The sequence below is a fragment of the Allorhizobium sonneratiae genome (assembly GCF_023700755.1).
GTDB classification, from domain to species: domain Bacteria; phylum Pseudomonadota; class Alphaproteobacteria; order Rhizobiales; family Rhizobiaceae; genus Allorhizobium; species Allorhizobium sonneratiae.
On record NZ_JAMKOJ010000013.1, the window covers coordinates 17,450 to 32,763 of the forward strand.

The 15,314-nt window shown below is 59.5% G+C and carries 16 protein-coding genes; 5 read left to right on the forward strand and 11 right to left on the reverse strand.

Features of this window, described 5'->3' with window-relative positions:
- Nucleotides 1-405: 405 nt before the first annotated feature.
- Both NAC44_RS19335 and NAC44_RS19340 read right to left on the reverse strand, forming a co-directional pair.
- On the reverse strand, nucleotides 406-1,536 hold the full coding sequence (locus tag NAC44_RS19335; protein WP_250943205.1) for a site-specific DNA-methyltransferase: 1,131 nt from the start codon (nucleotides 1,534-1,536) through the stop codon (nucleotides 406-408).
- A gap of 137 nt (nucleotides 1,537-1,673) precedes the next feature.
- Complete coding sequence (locus NAC44_RS19340; protein ID WP_250943206.1) at nucleotides 1,674-2,102, reverse strand: DUF1284 domain-containing protein; 429 nt, start codon at nucleotides 2,100-2,102, stop codon at nucleotides 1,674-1,676.
- A 154-nt stretch (nucleotides 2,103-2,256) separates the two neighbouring features.
- Here NAC44_RS19340 and NAC44_RS19345 point away from each other — a divergent pair, with 154 nt between their 5' ends.
- The 3 genes from NAC44_RS19345 (at nucleotide 2,257) to rnhA (ending at nucleotide 4,443) form a co-directional block, all read left to right on the forward strand.
- Nucleotides 2,257-2,946 carry an HAD family hydrolase gene (locus NAC44_RS19345; protein WP_250943207.1) on the forward strand — a complete coding sequence of 230 codons (690 nt, stop codon included), beginning with the start codon at nucleotides 2,257-2,259 and terminating at the stop codon, nucleotides 2,944-2,946.
- 82 nt (nucleotides 2,947-3,028) lie between these two features.
- Nucleotides 3,029-4,009, forward strand: a complete 981-nt coding sequence (locus NAC44_RS19350) for a homoserine kinase (RefSeq protein WP_250943208.1) — start codon at nucleotides 3,029-3,031, stop codon at nucleotides 4,007-4,009.
- Nucleotides 4,006-4,443 (forward strand): ribonuclease HI, encoded by a 438-nt coding sequence (gene rnhA, locus NAC44_RS19355; protein WP_250943209.1) that lies wholly within the window; start codon nucleotides 4,006-4,008, stop codon nucleotides 4,441-4,443. Before NAC44_RS19350 ends, rnhA begins: the two co-directional genes overlap by 4 nt.
- 96 nt (nucleotides 4,444-4,539) lie before the next feature.
- Here rnhA and NAC44_RS19360 read toward each other — a convergent pair whose 3' ends face one another.
- The 6 genes from NAC44_RS19360 to NAC44_RS19380 all read right to left on the reverse strand — a co-directional run bounded on the left by NAC44_RS19360 (nucleotide 4,540) and on the right by NAC44_RS19380 (nucleotide 8,808).
- Entirely contained in the window at nucleotides 4,540-5,436 is an 897-nt protein-coding gene (locus NAC44_RS19360; protein WP_420839990.1) for a metal ABC transporter solute-binding protein, Zn/Mn family, read from the reverse strand.
- A gap of 16 nt (nucleotides 5,437-5,452) precedes the next feature.
- Nucleotides 5,453-6,325: a metal ABC transporter permease gene (locus NAC44_RS19365; RefSeq protein ID WP_250943210.1), complete on the reverse strand. Its 873-nt coding sequence runs from the start codon at nucleotides 6,323-6,325 to the stop codon at nucleotides 5,453-5,455.
- Nucleotides 6,322-7,071, reverse strand: coding sequence for a metal ABC transporter ATP-binding protein (locus tag NAC44_RS19370; protein WP_250943211.1), 750 nt, complete (start codon nucleotides 7,069-7,071; stop codon nucleotides 6,322-6,324). The genes NAC44_RS19365 and NAC44_RS19370 overlap by 4 nt, the downstream gene beginning before the upstream one ends.
- Nucleotides 7,068-7,193, reverse strand: coding sequence for a hypothetical protein (locus NAC44_RS21280; RefSeq protein ID WP_274706980.1), 126 nt, complete (start codon nucleotides 7,191-7,193; stop codon nucleotides 7,068-7,070). Before NAC44_RS21280 ends, NAC44_RS19370 begins: the two co-directional genes overlap by 4 nt.
- A 195-nt stretch (nucleotides 7,194-7,388) precedes the next feature.
- Complete coding sequence (locus tag NAC44_RS19375; protein ID WP_250943212.1) at nucleotides 7,389-7,874, reverse strand: peroxiredoxin; 486 nt, start codon at nucleotides 7,872-7,874, stop codon at nucleotides 7,389-7,391.
- A gap of 70 nt (nucleotides 7,875-7,944) precedes the next feature.
- The gene (locus tag NAC44_RS19380; protein WP_250943213.1) at nucleotides 7,945-8,808 is read right to left on the reverse strand and encodes a protein-disulfide reductase DsbD domain-containing protein; all 864 of its coding nucleotides are present in this window, start codon (nucleotides 8,806-8,808) and stop codon (nucleotides 7,945-7,947) included.
- Between the two features lie 515 nt (nucleotides 8,809-9,323).
- Between NAC44_RS19380 and NAC44_RS19385 the strand changes: the two genes are divergently transcribed.
- Nucleotides 9,324-9,929 carry a YqgE/AlgH family protein gene (locus NAC44_RS19385; protein ID WP_250943214.1) on the forward strand — a complete coding sequence of 202 codons (606 nt, stop codon included), beginning with the start codon at nucleotides 9,324-9,326 and terminating at the stop codon, nucleotides 9,927-9,929.
- On the opposite strand, the gene NAC44_RS19390 is transcribed toward NAC44_RS19385, so the two are convergent.
- Complete coding sequence (locus NAC44_RS19390) at nucleotides 9,920-10,855, reverse strand: DMT family transporter (protein WP_250943215.1); 936 nt, start codon at nucleotides 10,853-10,855, stop codon at nucleotides 9,920-9,922. The two genes, NAC44_RS19385 and NAC44_RS19390, sit on opposite strands and share 10 nt — an antisense overlap.
- A 121-nt stretch (nucleotides 10,856-10,976) precedes the next feature.
- Between NAC44_RS19390 and NAC44_RS19395 the strand changes: the two genes are divergently transcribed.
- Nucleotides 10,977-11,684, forward strand: a complete 708-nt coding sequence (locus tag NAC44_RS19395) for an ArsR/SmtB family transcription factor (protein WP_250943216.1) — start codon at nucleotides 10,977-10,979, stop codon at nucleotides 11,682-11,684.
- Nucleotides 11,685-11,723: 39 nt separating this feature from the next.
- On the opposite strand, the gene NAC44_RS19400 is transcribed toward NAC44_RS19395, so the two are convergent.
- Both NAC44_RS19400 and NAC44_RS19405 read right to left on the reverse strand, forming a co-directional pair.
- Nucleotides 11,724-14,648 (reverse strand): EAL domain-containing protein, encoded by a 2,925-nt coding sequence (locus tag NAC44_RS19400; protein WP_420839994.1) that lies wholly within the window; start codon nucleotides 14,646-14,648, stop codon nucleotides 11,724-11,726.
- Entirely contained in the window at nucleotides 14,648-15,262 is a 615-nt protein-coding gene (locus NAC44_RS19405; protein WP_250943218.1) for a GNAT family N-acetyltransferase, read from the reverse strand. Before NAC44_RS19405 ends, NAC44_RS19400 begins: the two co-directional genes overlap by 1 nt.
- Between the last annotated feature and the right edge of the window lie 52 nt (nucleotides 15,263-15,314).

The following is a 15,314-nucleotide window of genomic DNA, read 5'->3' on the forward strand; positions in this document are numbered from 1 at the left end:
CTGCCTGCTTGCGCACGGGCAATGCGAGCTGCCCCAGAGAGCGCTCATAATAGCGGGCGGCCAGCAGAGCATCGCCCAGACGCTCGGCAATCGAGGCGGCCAGCAAAAGCGTGTCGCCATCCTTCGGACTGACCTCAAGCAGACGGGCAATCGTGGCCGAGGCGTCCTGATAGGCGCCCGCCATGAATTCCTGCCTTGCCCTGTCATAAAGAAGTGCCGCCACGTCGCCGTCCCTCAATCGCCCGCCCACCGGCGACTGATTGAGGGATGTAGCGATGCAGTCTTGCCCGAAACTGACAGACATTCATGATTTCAGGCGTCTAAGAAATTAAAAATAAATGATTATTTTATAATATACGTAAGAATTCGGGCGGATGTTATCCACCCGAATGCTGTTTATTCGTTTCAGGCCAGTCCGGCCATGGCCTGACGCATTCTTGCCCTGAGATCGTCGATGGATTTCAACCGGCCTTGCTCTTCATAATGCCAGAATGTCCAGCCATTGCAGGCATCGAGCCCGCGCACCCGCGCACCGACGCGGTGAATGGAGCCTGCCTCCTGACCGGAGACCAGCGTGCCATCGGCGCGGATGATCGCTGAATGACGGCGCTTGTCGCAGTAAAGCACCTGGCCCGGCGCCAGCAGCCCGGCATCGAGAAGAGCGGAAAATGCAACGCGCGGTTCGGCCTTCTTGCCGGTCATCACCGTCAGCTCCGCCTTACCGAGCGGCTCAATGGCGGCAATGCGCGCCTGGGCGGCGTCGATATAATCCTGCTCGCGTTCGATACCGACGAAATTGCGGCCGAGCCGCTTGGCGACCGCTCCTGTGGTGCCGGAGCCGAAGAAGGGATCGAGCACCAGATCGCCCGGTTTGGTCGAGGCAAGGATCACCCGCGCCAGCAGCGCTTCCGGCTTCTGGGTCGGGTGGATTTTATGCCCCGCCTCATCCTTCAGCCGCTCTCCGCCGGAGCAGATCGGAAACAGCCAGTCGGAGCGCATCTGCACATCGTCATTGGCCGCCTTCAGCGCATCGTAGTTGAAGGTGTAACCCTTGGCCTTGGCATCGCGCGAGGCCCAGATCATGGTTTCATGGGCGTTCTGGAAGCGGCGGCCCTTGAAATTGGGCATGGGATTGGTCTTGCGCCAGACAATATCGTTGAGGATCCAGAAATTCAGGTCCTGCAGCATCGTGCCGACACGGAAGATATTGTGATAGGAGCCGATCACCCAGATCGTGCCGTTGGGCTTCAGCACCCGGCGGCAGGCCAGCAGCCAGGCGCGGGTGAAGGCATCATAGGCTTCAAAGGAGGCAAACTGGTCCCAGGCATCATCGACAGCATCGACCACCGACTGATCGGGGCGGTGCAACAGCCCGCCAAGCTGGAGATTATAGGGCGGATCGGCAAAAATCGCATCCACCGACTGGTCCGGCAGCGCTTCGAGAGCCGATACGCAATCGCCCTTGATGATCGAGTTGACGTAGGCGAAGGGATCGGAAGACCGGCGAAGATCGGCAAGCGGAAAGACAGAGGCCATGGGATACTCACTGGTTACGCGGACGCGAGACGTTGATATCCCTTATGGTTACCGAACTTGGTTACCAAATGCTGAAGGCGTACCCATAAAAGCCGTTCTGTTCCCGATGCGGGACGATTTTGCCCCAGAGGAAGATGTCAGGTCTCGGGAAAGACCAATGCGCCCGCATAGGCCCCACCGGCAATGCCGTCGCACAACGCCTGCCAGTCGCAGCCCAGGCAGGCGGCGCGGATGGTGTTTGCCGCAAAGGCCTGACGCAGCCGCCGCATCAGCGCCGCGTCCAGCCGGATCACCGCGCCCTGATGGACCGGCTGGCCGATCAGCTCGGCCACGGCTTCTGCCGCCTTTGCATCGCGGGCCGTCACGCTGTCGCGGTGACAATGGGGATTGCCCTCGCCCAGCAACGGTGCGCAGACATCATCCGGCCCATCGACGATGACGATCTCCTCGCCTGCACTGAGACGTGCGGCAATTCTTTTGTAATTCTCCACGAAAGCAGGGCTGTAGCCCTTGCCGATAAAGGTCAGCATGCACAAAAGGTGATGCGGGCGGAGGCGAACGGTCATGCGGCTGCTCGTCCTGTTTTCATACCGGAGATCCTGTTGCGATGCCGGGCAGAGTATGAGCGGGAGGCAGATTTGAACAGAGCGCAATTGTCCTTTGCCAAAGATTGCTGTAGGCACGGCCTGACCTCACAGACACGATGAAAGTTCATATGCCATGGCCGGTTTCGACCTTCTTCTTTTCGATTGCGACGGTGTGCTCGTCGATTCCGAAATCATTGCCGCCAAGGTCGAATCGAAACTGCTGACCGATGCCGGCTATCCGATTTCGGTGGAAGAAATGGGCGAGCGCTTTGCCGGCATGACCTGGAAGAATATCCTGCTGTCCATCGAACAGCAGATCGATATTCCGCTGTCGGCCAGCCTGATCGATAAATCGGAAAAGCTGCTGGACGAGCGGCTGGCGCGCGAAGTGAAGATCATTGAGGGCGTGATCTATGCGCTGTCGCGGCTCTCCGGGCCACGCTGCATCTGCTCCAACTCCTCTTCTGCCCGGCTCGATATGATGCTGACCAAGGTCGGGCTGAAGGACGCCTTTGCCCCCCATATCTATTCGGCCAAGGATCTCGGGGCAGATCGGGTGAAGCCCAAGCCCGACATCTATCTGCATGGCGCCGCGCAATTCAATGTCAAGCCGCAAGCCTGTCTGGTGATCGAAGACAGCGTGCATGGGGTGATGGCTGCGCGCGCTGCGGGCATGCGGGTGATCGGCTTTACCGGGGCCTCGCATACCTATCCGTCCCATGCCGACCGGCTGACGGATGCGGGCGCGGAAACGGTGATCTCCAGAATGATGGATCTGCCCGCCGTCGCCGCCGCCATGGCGGAATGGGAAGGCGTTTTATAACGGGCAAAGCCGCTGACCGCTCTTTCAAGCCTTGGTGATCTGTGCCATGCACAGGTCAAACCAAACCGAACGGATGGGACCTGTGGCCGTCTATACCGATATCAACGAGGTCGAACTCAAGACCTTTCTTGCCGATTATGACGCGGGCGAGCTGTTATCCTTCAAGGGCATTGCGGAAGGCGTGGAAAATTCCAATTTCCTGCTGCATACCTCGAAATTCCCGCTGATCCTGACGCTTTACGAAAAGCGGGTGGAGCGCGCCGATCTGCCGTTTTTTCTCGGACTGATGCGCCATCTCGCCGACCGTGGCGTGACCTGCCCGCTGCCTTTGGCGCGCAAGGATGGCGCAGAGCTTGGCGAGCTTGCCGGGCGGCCTGCGGCGCTGATTTCCTTCCTTGAAGGCATGTGGCTGAGAAAGCCGGAGCCCAGACATTGCGGCGCGGTGGGCGCGGCCTTGGCCGGGCTGCATCTTGCCACGGCAGATTTTGCCATGACCCGGAAAAATGCCCTGTCGCTCTCCGGCTGGCAGGCGTTGTGGGAAAAGGCGAAGGAGCGCGCCGACGAGGTGCTGCCCGGTCTTGCCGGTGAGATCGACGGTGAGCTTGCCTATCTCACCGAGAACTGGCCGCAAGACCTGCCCTGCGGTGTCATCCATGCCGATCTCTTTCCCGACAATGTGTTTTTCCTCGGCGACACCCTCTCCGGTCTCATCGATTTCTATTTCGCGTGCAATGATTTTCTTCTCTATGACCTTGCCATCTGCCTCAATGCCTGGTGCTTCGAGAAGGATGGCAGCTACAACATCACCAAGGGCCGGGCGATGATAGCAGACTATCTGGCGGTGCGCTCCGTCTCGCAGGCGGAAGCCGACAGCCTGCACATTCTGTGCCGGGGTGCTGCGCTGCGTTTCTTCCTCACGCGTCTTTATGACTGGCTGACCACGCCGAAAGATGCGCTGGTGGTGAAGAAGGACCCGCTGGAATATCTGAAAAAGCTGCGCTTTCATCAGGCCGCAGCCGGTGCTGGCGATTACGGCTGGCCAATCACGGATGCGCCCGAATGAAACATGTCGAGATTTTTACCGACGGCGCCTGTTCCGGCAATCCCGGTCCGGGCGGCTGGGGCGCCATTCTGCGTTATGGCGAGACCGAAAAGGAATTATGCGGCGGCGAGGCGGAAACCACCAACAACCGCATGGAACTGATGGCCGCAATCAGCGCACTCAATGCGCTGAAAAGCCCGTGCGAGGTCGATCTCTATACCGACAGCGCCTATGTCAAGGACGGCATTTCCAAATGGATTTTCGGCTGGAAGAAAAACGGCTGGAAAACGGCAGACAAAAAGCCGGTCAAAAATGCCGAACTCTGGCAACAGCTGGAAGAGGCACGCAACCGTCACAAGGTGACGCTGCACTGGGTGAAGGGCCATGCCGGCCACCCGGAAAACGAACGCGCCGACGAATTGGCGCGCAAGGGCATGGAACCGTTCAAGCGGTAAACAGCACGCTTGAACCAACGTCACGGAAACGAAAGCCGCCCTGCGAAAATGTGTAGGGTTCGCGCAGGGCGGCCTATCAGGCTGATGATGGGGTGATCAGCTTGATTTCTTCATCGCCTTGGCCAAGGCATCAACGTTATAACGGAACATTTTTTCATAGGTCGGAGCCGGGCCGTCGGCCTTGGAGAGCGCCTCGACATAAAGCTCACCGCCCGGCTGGGCATCCGTGGCCGATGCGATCTGCTTGACCAGACGCGGATCGTTCGAATTTTCAAAGAAGTAGGTTTTGACGTGCTCGGCCTTGATCTGCTTGATCAGCTTGGCAACATCAGCGGCAGAGGCTTCGGTTTCGGTGGAAAAGCCGATGGGCGACAGGAACTTGACGTTATATTCACGCCCGAAATAACCGAAGGCGTCATGGCTGGTCAGGATTTTGCGGTCGGCTGCCGGAATGTGATCGAACTGCTCATGCGCATAGGCGTTCAGCCCGTCCAGCACCTTGTCATAGGCCTTGGCATTGGCCTTGAAGTCGGCGGCATCAGCCGGATCAGCGGCAATAAGCGCCTTTTCGATATTCCCGACCCAGATCTTGACATTGACCGGGCTGTTCCAGACATGCGGATCGATGATCGTCTTGCCGTCATCGGTCATGGTGCGGGTCTTGATGCCCTTGGACACGGTGACCGGCTGCCCCTTATAGCCGGAGGCCGAAATCAGCCGGTCCATCCAGCCTTCCAGCCCCTCACCGGAGACGAAAGTGAGCTGCGATTCCTTCAGATTCTTGGCGTCGCTTGGCGAGGGCTCGAATTCATGGGGATCGCCGTTCGGGCCGACAAGGCTTTTGACATCGACATGGTTACCACCAACCTGTTTGACCACATCGGCCAACACGGTGAAGGAGGCAACGACCTTCAGGGTTTCCGCCTGGGCCGGTACGATGCCGAGCACCAGAAGCAGCGGCAGGGCGGAGGTAAGTGCAAGTTTTCGCATCATCAGAGATGTCCTGTTGTCATGCTTTCAGATGAGGTTGAGGAAGAAGCCGCTTGAGATAACCAGCGGGGGAAAGAAACAGCGACAAGGCGTAGAACAAGGCCGCCGTGATGATGATGGTCGGCCCCGACGCCAGTGAATACTGATAGGAGGCGATCAGCCCGAGATAGCTGGCGCCAATGCCCGAAAGTGCCGCGATCACGATCATGCCAGGCAGGCTTTTCGACCAGAGCTGGGCAATCGCCGCCGGCAACATCATCAGTCCCACGGCCATCAGCGTGCCAAGCGCCTGAAAGGAGGCGACCAGATTGAGCACCACCAGCAGCAGAAAGAGAAAATGATAAAGCGGCCCGCGCCCGCCCACGGCTCTTAAAAACCCGGGATCGAGGCATTCCACCACCAAAGGCCGGTAGATCAGCGCAAGCGTCAGAATCGAAAAGGTGGCAATCGAGCCGATCAGCGTCAAAGCATGATTGTCGATGGCAAGAATGGTGCCGAACAGCACATGCAGGAGATCGATATTCGAGCCGCGGAGCGAGACGATCAGCACGCCGAGCGCCAGCGAGGTCAGATAAAAGCTGGCAAAGCTGGCATCCTCCTGCAGGATCGTGGTGCGGCTGATGAAGCCGGACAAGAGCGCCACCGACAGGCCCGCCACCAGCCCACCCAGCCCCATGGCCGTCAGCGACAGGGACCCGGCAATCAGATAGCCAATGGCTGCCCCTGGCAGCACCGCATGGCTCATGGCGTCGCCCACCAGGCTCATGCGCCTGAGCATCAGAAACACGCCGATGGGTCCGGAGCCGAGACCAAGGCAGACAGAGGCAACCAGCGCCCGGCGCATGAAACCGAAATCGGCAAAGGGTTCGATGAAAAGATCGTAGGCCGTCATGCCGCTGGCCTCGCATCCGGCATGCACACACCTGCCTTTTCATCCCATTTTTCCGCCATGGCGCGCGCCTTCATCAGATTGGCGGCAGACAGGGTGTCCTCGGTGCGGCCCCAGCCGATCAGCTCGCGGGCAATCAGCAGGGTTTGCGGAAAATAGGCGCGCACCTGATCGAAATCATGCAGGACCGCGACAACCGTACGGCCCTCGCCATGCCATCCGGTGATGATGCGGATAAGATCGCTGGTGGTGCGGGCATCGATGGCGGTGAAAGGCTCATCCAGCAGAATGACCCTGGCATCCTGCAACAAAAGCCGGGCAAACAGCACGCGCTGAAACTGCCCTGCTGAGAGCGCCGAGATCGGCCTTGCGCCAAAGCCTTCAAGGCCTACGGTCGCCAGTGCCTCCTCGGCCTTCGCCTGCATCTGCCTGCCAATGCGGCCAAAGGCGCCGCTCATCTTCCAGGCCCCCAGAAGCACCGTGTCCATCACCGAAATCGGAAAGCGGCGATTGATATCGGCAGCCTGCGGCAGGTAGCCGAAATCCTTCCTGGAGAAATTGTGGGTGACGCTGCCTTCGGCCGGGCGCAGCTCGCCCATGATCGTCTTGATCAGCGTCGATTTGCCAGCCCCGTTCGGTCCGGCAATGGCCGTCAGACTGCCCTCTTTCAGCGTACCGCTGACATGATGCACCGCCGGATGGCGATCATAGGCCACCGTCAGATTATCGAGTGTAATGCCGCCGCTCATTGCACCGCCACCGCCCATTGAATGGCCAGCCAGATAAAGCCAATGAAAACCAGCGCCAGAAGCAGACGCGACAGCGCCGAGGCGGCAAGCAGGCTGAAGGAGGAACGGATTTTATCGGGCACGGCAGACACAGTCCTGAATGTAATAACGTTACATCTGCCTTGTAACTATATTACCTCCATCTTGCAAGGGACAAAATCCGCTGCTGCACATGAAAAAGCGCGGAACATATGTTCCGCGCCATCCTCCAAAAAACACTGGATAATGCCGTCAACCGGCATCGATTCCAGCCTATCCGAGCAAGATGGACAAGGATTTTACAGCCGTTCCAGCATGGCTTCGGCGGAAGACACGGTCGCCTGACCCGGATTTTCCTCGATGTCGAGGCTTTTCACCACGCCATCTTCAACCAGCATGGAATAACGCTTGGAGCGCACGCCAAGACCGCCGGCAGAGAGGTCCATGTCAAGACCGAGCGCCTTGGTGAAGCTGGCGTCCCAGTCGGCGAGGAAGTGGATCTTGTCCATGCCGCCGCTCTGCTGGGCCCAGGCGCCCATGACATGCCAGTCATTGACGGAGATGACGGCTATATCGTCCACGCCCTTGGCCAGAAGCGCCTCGCGGTGCTCCAGATAACCGGGCAGATGATTGAGCGTGCAGGTCGGGGTGAAGGCACCGGGAACGGCAAACACCACCACTTTCTTGCCCTTGAACAGCGCCTCTGTGCCGATCTCGACCGGGCCATTCGCCGTCTTTTCCTTGAAAACCGCCTTGGGAAGGCTTTCGCCGACAGCAATCGTCATCTCGTCTCTCCTCTTCAATGGGGCGTGTTCCGATAAACATGGAGCTGTCCTCTGACACGCTCTCTTTGGGTCAGGGGACTATAGAGCCGGTATTGGCGAAGGCAAGAGGCGCTTCCATGGCGCGGCCATTGGCGGCATCCACAAGAAGACGCCAGACCTGACCCGACAGCTTTTCACCAGGGGAAAGCCTTGTCAGCACAATGTTGACCGACATGTGGTTTCCGTCACGCTTCACCACCCGGTAATCGGTGAACAAAACGCCTTCCGGCCCGGTCAAAAACAGGTTTGGTGCGGTTGCCGACCCATTCGGCAGCACAAGATCGAGATCGAGACGGCTCTGATCTTTGGCCAGATGAAAGTCTGCAACATGGAAATCGGCTGTCGGCTGCTCCGGTTCACGCGCCTTGGCCGCCGCAATCAGCATCGCCTCTTCAGAGGTTGCGCTCGTCGCTGCGAGCGCATCGATCGACAGGCTGGCCTGAAACGGAATGCAGATATTGTGGCAAAGGCCGATAAAGGCGTTAACGGCAAAGGCTTTCGCCTGTTGCCTTCCGTCAGGCGTGATGGTGAACAGAAACGTCACCGGATGGGCATAGCCAATATCACGCACCGTTCCGATCTGCTTTTGCTCCGGCACGGGAAAAGCGAGCTGAGACAGCTTTATGGCCGACCCCGGCTGCGGGCTGATCTGCGGTGGAATTCCCGCATCGCCCGGTTCGCGCCAATAGGTGAACCAGCCCGGATTGGGCACGATCTGAAGCCCGGCCTCACGGCTGCCATCGGCTGCAGGCGCAAGCAGGATCAGCCGCATCCGGCCCCCCTCGCTGACCACCCAATCGGATGAGGCGGCAAAGGCCGATGCGAGGGATGCCGCAATCATAAGCCCGGCAAGAACCACGCAGCGAAGACAGAACAGAAACAGCGACACTATCATGGCACAAACCATAGCCCGAAAGCGCCGCCTGTCGCTACAGATGCTTGTCCTATGCCGATCATTTTCGGTTGATTGATCGGGCGCGATGCTTCATCCTATCCAAATTGGCATGCAGACCGCGCATCCAATTCAGCTTATGACAGCGTGGTTTCTGCGTTTTCGAAAGCATGTCGCGTTTCATTGTCCGCAATGAAACGCAACGTGTTTTAGAGCGAATGGCGGGGATACGGTCAGGCACGGCTTTGCGCATGGGCGCGTAACCCGAAACGGCATGACACGTTGATGAGAAAGCGGGATGGGTTGGTTCTGCTTTTCCAGACAGCCGGGATGACCGAAAAGCAGGTGACACCTTTTTACCCGATGCTCTCACTCTCTGTTTTTACGCATTTCCGGACGGAAAACCGCTATGCACTTTTCTCAGGACAATGCTCTAAACCGAACTAAACTGTTGAACCCGATGATCGAGTGTCCCCCAGAACGTGGCGATGAGCGATCCATAACACACCGGAGGCAGCATGGCATTTTCGTCCCTGAAGTCCGATCGTGAACGCGGCCTGCTCGACGGCCAGTTCCTGATTGCCATGCCCGGCATGAAGGACGCCAATTTCATCCGCACCGTGATCTATGTCTGCGCCCATACCGAGGCTGGCGCCATGGGTTTCATCATCAACCGGCCGCAATCGGTGAAATTCGCCGATATCCTTCTGCATCTCAACATGATCGATCAGAACGAGGCGATCATGTTGCCGGAACAGGCGCGCAATTTCCCGATCCAGACCGGGGGGCCGGTGGAAAGCGGCCGCGGCTTCGTGTTGCATTCCGATGATTATCTGAGCGAAAGCAGCATTCCCGTCAGCGACGACATCTCGCTCACCGCCACGCTCGACATCGTTCGCGCCATCTCCGACGGGCGCGGCCCGTCGAGAGCCACCATGCTGCTCGGCTATGCCGGCTGGGGACCCGGCCAGTTGGAGGCGGAAATCGCCCAGAACGGCTGGCTGAATTGCCCGCCAAACGAGGATCTGATTTTCGACCGGGCACTGGACTGCAAATATGACCGGGCGCTGGCGCTGATCGGAATCAGCGCCGCCATGCTCTCCAGCGAGGCCGGTCACGCCTGAAGCCGCGCTTTCCTGCGCAACAAGGCTTTTTTGTCCTGCCACAGGCTGGCGGGCAGCGTCATGGCCAGAACACCGGGCAGAATGAACACCAGCCCCACCCAGGCCACAGCACTCGGCCGTTCGCCGAGGAACGCCATGGAGATGGCCACCCCGATCGGCACCCGAACGAAGCCCTGCGCCGTTGTGCCAACCGTTCCCAATGTCCGCATCAGGCGGAAATAGATGACGAAGGCGCCCGCCGTCGAGAAAACAGAGAGGAAGACCAGCGCCATCATCGACATCAGGGACGGATGGAGTTGCCATGGATGATCGACGATGAGGCTGAGGGGAATGAGCATGGCGCTGGCGCACAGCATTGAGCCCGCCGCCGGTACCATGGCGTCATATGTGCGGAAACGCTGGCCGAATATCGCTGCCGCCGCATAGGCGACAGAGGCGAATACCACGGCCAGTTCGCCGGTCAGATCATGCCCGGCACCGGCAAAGGCCGAGGTTCCGACAATCAGACATGTTCCCGCCATGCCGGAAAGGATGCCGGTCAGCTTGCCGAAGCTTACCCCTTCATGCCGTGTCACCAGAGCGGTCATGATGAAAGCGAAGATCGGGGTCATGGCATTGAGAATAACAGCCAGCCCCGCATCCACATGCTGTTCGGCCCAGGCGATCAAGGTGAAGGGCACGGCGCTGTTCAGGCAGGCCTGAATGAAAAAATTGAGCCAGCTTTGCCGATCGCGCGGCATGTCCACCTTTCGGATGCGCAATATCCCCAGCAGGATACATCCGGCAAGCAAGGTGCGCGCTGCAATCAGGGTGATCGGCGGAATGGTCTCGACCCCCAGACGGATGAACGTATAAGCGCCGCCCCACAAGGTGGCGAGAAGCAGCAAAAAACCCAATTCGGGTAAAACAGGTCTATGAACACGCATTGTTTCAGTCTCCAAACCATGACATCGCCCCGGTTAAACCAGCTTTCACCGCCGCGATGCTTCGGCGAAGAGCGAAATCTTGCCTCGTGACACCCATCTCAGGCCAGCCTATTGTGCAGCCATGACCCAGATCGCTTCAGGAAACAGAGTGGCGGAAATTGGCGCGCTGATCGGCGATCCGGCGCGGGCCCATATTCTGCTGGCGCTGATGGCGGGTCAGGCACTGACGGCAGGAGAACTGGCGGACACGGCGGGGGTGACGGCGCAGACGGCAAGCGGCCATCTGGCCAAAATGGTCGAAGGTGGCCTGCTGGCCGTAGAAAAACAGGGACGCCATCGATATTATCGCATAGCCTCAGCCGAAGTGGCCGAGACCATGGAAACCATGATGGCGCTGGCGGCAACCGGGCCGGTACGGCTGCGCCCGGTGGGGCCGAAAGACCGTGCGCTCCGCGCCGCCCGCTCCTGTTATGACCATATAGCCGGTACGCTTGGCGTGGCGATTGCCGATCGTCTGATCAGCATGGGGCATCTTGAGGCCCATGACGGCGCTTTCACATTGACACCCTCAGGCCATGGATTTTTCACCTGTTTCGGCCTGGACCCAAAGGGGCAGGCAGATGATACAGCCAGCCGCCGGCCTTTATGCCGCGCCTGTCTCGACTGGAGCGAAAGACGCCCGCATCTTGCCGGACGGGCGGGTGCAGCCCTGATGCGTCATGCGCTCGATCAGGGGCTCTTGCTCAGACGCGCTTCATCGCGCAGTCTGAGCGTCACACCGCATGGCCGAAGCGTTTTTGCCGACCTCTTCGGTATCACCGATCTTTGAGCGATTGCCGATTGTGTGAAACGGCTCAACCGTCTGCGCTCACACCCGTCTTGCCCGCTGAGTCTGTTCTTTCAACAGACGTGACACCGCATCCGGGCCTATGGCTGCGCCATAGAGATAGCTCTGGCCGTAGCGGCAGCCCATGGCCCGCAGCATAGCGGCATCCTCATCGGTGGCGATGCCTTCGGCCACGACATCCATGCCCATCTCGCCCGCCATGGCGATCACCGACCGCAGGACGATATCGCGCCGTTCGCTCTGCTCGGTCACCAGGCTGCGATCGAGCTTCAGCGTATCGAAGGGGAAGCGGGTCAGATAGGTAAGTGAGGAATAGCCGGAGCCGAAATCGTCGAGTGCCAGGCTGAGACCGAGCTCCTTGAGCCTGGTCAGCACCAGACGCGCCTGTTCAGGATTTTTCACCACCACCGTTTCGGTCAGTTCCAGCTTGAGGCGGCGCGGATCGCAGTTCATCCGGGTCAACAGCGTGCGGATGTCGTTGTAAAGCCCGTTATTGAGCAATTGCGCGCTGGACAGATTGACGGAGACGAAGATCGGCAGCTTGCCCGCCAATGTCTCCCATTCGGCCAGATCGCTGATCGTGCGCTCCAGAGCAAACATGCCGAGTGGCGTGATCAGATCGCTGTTTTCGGCCAGCGGAATGAATTCCGAAGGGGGCACATTCCCACGCTTGGGATGATCCCAACGCATCAGAGCCTCGAAACCGGCAAGTTCACCCGCCTCCAGCCCGATGACGGGCTGATAAGCCATGGTCAGTTCGCCGCGCTCGATGGCCTTTTGCAGATCGGTTTCCAGTTGCAGCTTGTCGAGAACCACACCACGGAAGGCTGGACGGAAGGGTTCCACCCGGTCGCCGCCGCCCCTTTTGGCCCGCACCATGGCCAGTTCCGCATCCGCAAACAGGCTGGCTGCACTTTCCTGTTGGTCGACAAAACTTGCCAGACCGATCGAGGCTGTCAGGTTGATCTCCTGATTGGCAAAGGTGATCGGCACCTTGATCGCCTTGCTGATCGCATCGGCAAAATCGGCAACACGCGCCGGGTCGCGCTCGGCGGCAAGAATGAGGCCGAACTGGTCTCCGGCCAGCCGCGCCAGCGTATCCTGCGGCTTCATCAGACGGCGCAAACGCCGGGTCAAAGCAATCAGGATATTGTCTCCGGCGGCGATGCCGAAGCGGTCATTGACCTCGCCATAGCGGTCGAAATCGATGATCATCACCGTCGGACGCACAGTGTCGCTGCCACCGGCCAGCGTCAGCAGCATCTGCAATCGGTCGAGAAACACCTCACGGTTCGGCAGGCCGGTGAGATTGTCGTTGATGGCGTCAAGCAGCAGCCGGTCCACGGTATTTTTCTGCTCGGTGACATCGGCAACCGTGCCGACGCAGCGGATGATCTCGCCATTGGCGCCCAGAACCGGACGGGCGCGGATATGCAGCCAGTGGAAATGACCGTCATCGGCACGCAGGCGGAATTCATGATTGATCCGGCCCCGCTTGTGTTCGAGAAGCACATCGAGCGTCGTGCGGAAGCGGTCGCGGTCATCTGGATGCAGATTGGGCAGCCAGTTGCGCACCGCCCCGTTCAGCGCCCCCTGCGACAGGCCGAGACGCATGGATATGTCGGGAATGGTCACCACCCGGTCGCGCGCCACATCCCAGTCCCACACCGTATCGCCCGCCCCCGTCAGCGCCAGCGACTGCCGCTCCAGATCGGAAAACAGGCCTTGATGATAGCCCGTGCCGGAAAAGGCATGCTGCATGACCGTGAAGCCAATCAACAGCACGATCAGCACAAGCGCCCCGGCATCGGCCGGCTGGATGATGTCGTTCGACAGCCTGCCCGTCACCGTCAGCCATCCGGCAATCACCCAGGCGACGATCAGCGTCCAGGTCGGCACCAGAAGAATAGCGCGGTCATAACGATTGATACCGAGATAGACGATCAGGGCAATGCCCGCCACCGCCGTCAGCGCCAGCGAAATGCGGGCAATGCCGGCGGCGATTTCCGGTTCATAGACCGCCACGCCGAAGAGCAGCACCAGGCCGACGACCCAGGCAAAGGTGGCATAGCCCAGATGCACATGCCAGCGGTTGAGATTGAGATAGGCGAAGAGGAAAATCACCAGGCTGGAGGCAAGCGCCACCTCCGCCGAGGCCCGCCAGACCTGTTCGCTCATGGCGGTGATGGTGATCAGCTTGCCGAGAAAGCCGAAATCGACACAGACAAAGGCAAGAACCGACCAGGCAAGGGCTGCCGCCGCCGGCAGCATGGAGGTGCCGCGCACGACGAACAAAATGGTGAGAAACACCGCCAGCAGGCCGGAAATGCCAAGAACGATGCCGTGATAGAGGGTGAAGGAATTCAGCGTGTCCTTGTAGGCATTCGGCTCCCACAGATAAAGCTGCGGCAGTTTCGGCGAGGAGAGTTCCGCCACGAAGGTAACGACGGCGCCGGGATTGAGCGTCAGGCGGAAGACATCGGCATCGTCACTCGGCAGTTTGTCAAGCGCAAAGCCTTCGCTCGGCGTGATCGCCACAATACGTTCAGAGCCGAGATCCGGCCAGAAGACGCCGGAATTGACCAGCCGGTAATGCGGCGCGACAATCACCCGTTCGAGCTGTTCGTCGGTGACATTGGCCAGCGCGAACACCGCCCAGTCACCCTCATGCGTCTTCGATGTGGCGCGCACCTCGATGCGGCGGCGGATACCGTCGGGACCGGCGGCCGTGGAAACCTGAAAGGCATCGCCCTGATTGTGATAGATTTCCGTGGTCGCCGTCAGATCGAGCGCGGTGTCGTCCTTGGTGATCTTCACCGGCTCAACGGCCAGCGCCGGTGCCGCTGCGGCAAAGAGCAGAAGCCCGGCAATCGCCACAGCAAGAAAACGCCGGAAAAAAACGGCCAGACACAGGCAAACAATCGATAAAACGAAGAAAAAAACCATCATGCGTAAAAATGCTTTCGGGTAAGCTCCGTCCTATCCGAAATCAGGGCGTAGAGCGCATGGTCCCGCCAGGCTCCGTTGATGTTCAGATAGGCGCGCAAAAGACCCTCCCGTTGAAATCCGGCCCGTTCCAGCAGGCGCACACTCTTGTCGTTGTCGGGAATACAGGCCGCTTCGATGCGATGCAATTCCAGTTCCCTGAAGATGTAAGGTATAGCCATTTGAAGTGCGGCAAACATATGACCCTTGCCGGCGAAAACCTCCCCCATCCAGTAACCGATCATGCAGGCCTGGGAAACGCCGCGGCGGATGAGACCGATGGTCAGACCACCCATCAGTTGATCGTTTTTTTCGTCGAAGAGAAAAAACGGTACGGCCAGGCCGCATTCATATTCCTGGGTATTGCGCAGAACCCGGGCGCGGAAGGACGATTCCGTCAGTTCGTCAGTGCGCCAGAGCGGCTCCCAGGGCTGGAGAAACGCCCGGCTTTGCGACCTCAGCCTGTACCATTGCTGATAGTCGCTGTTGCGCGGCAGACGCAACAGGTGAACACCGTCACGCAGGTGTGGCCTTTCCGGCTGCCGCGACAGAAACCGAAACACCGATCGCGTCATTTTTTTCCCTGCCCCTCTTGCAGCGGCCGCGACCGCCTGCCCCGACAGTGGA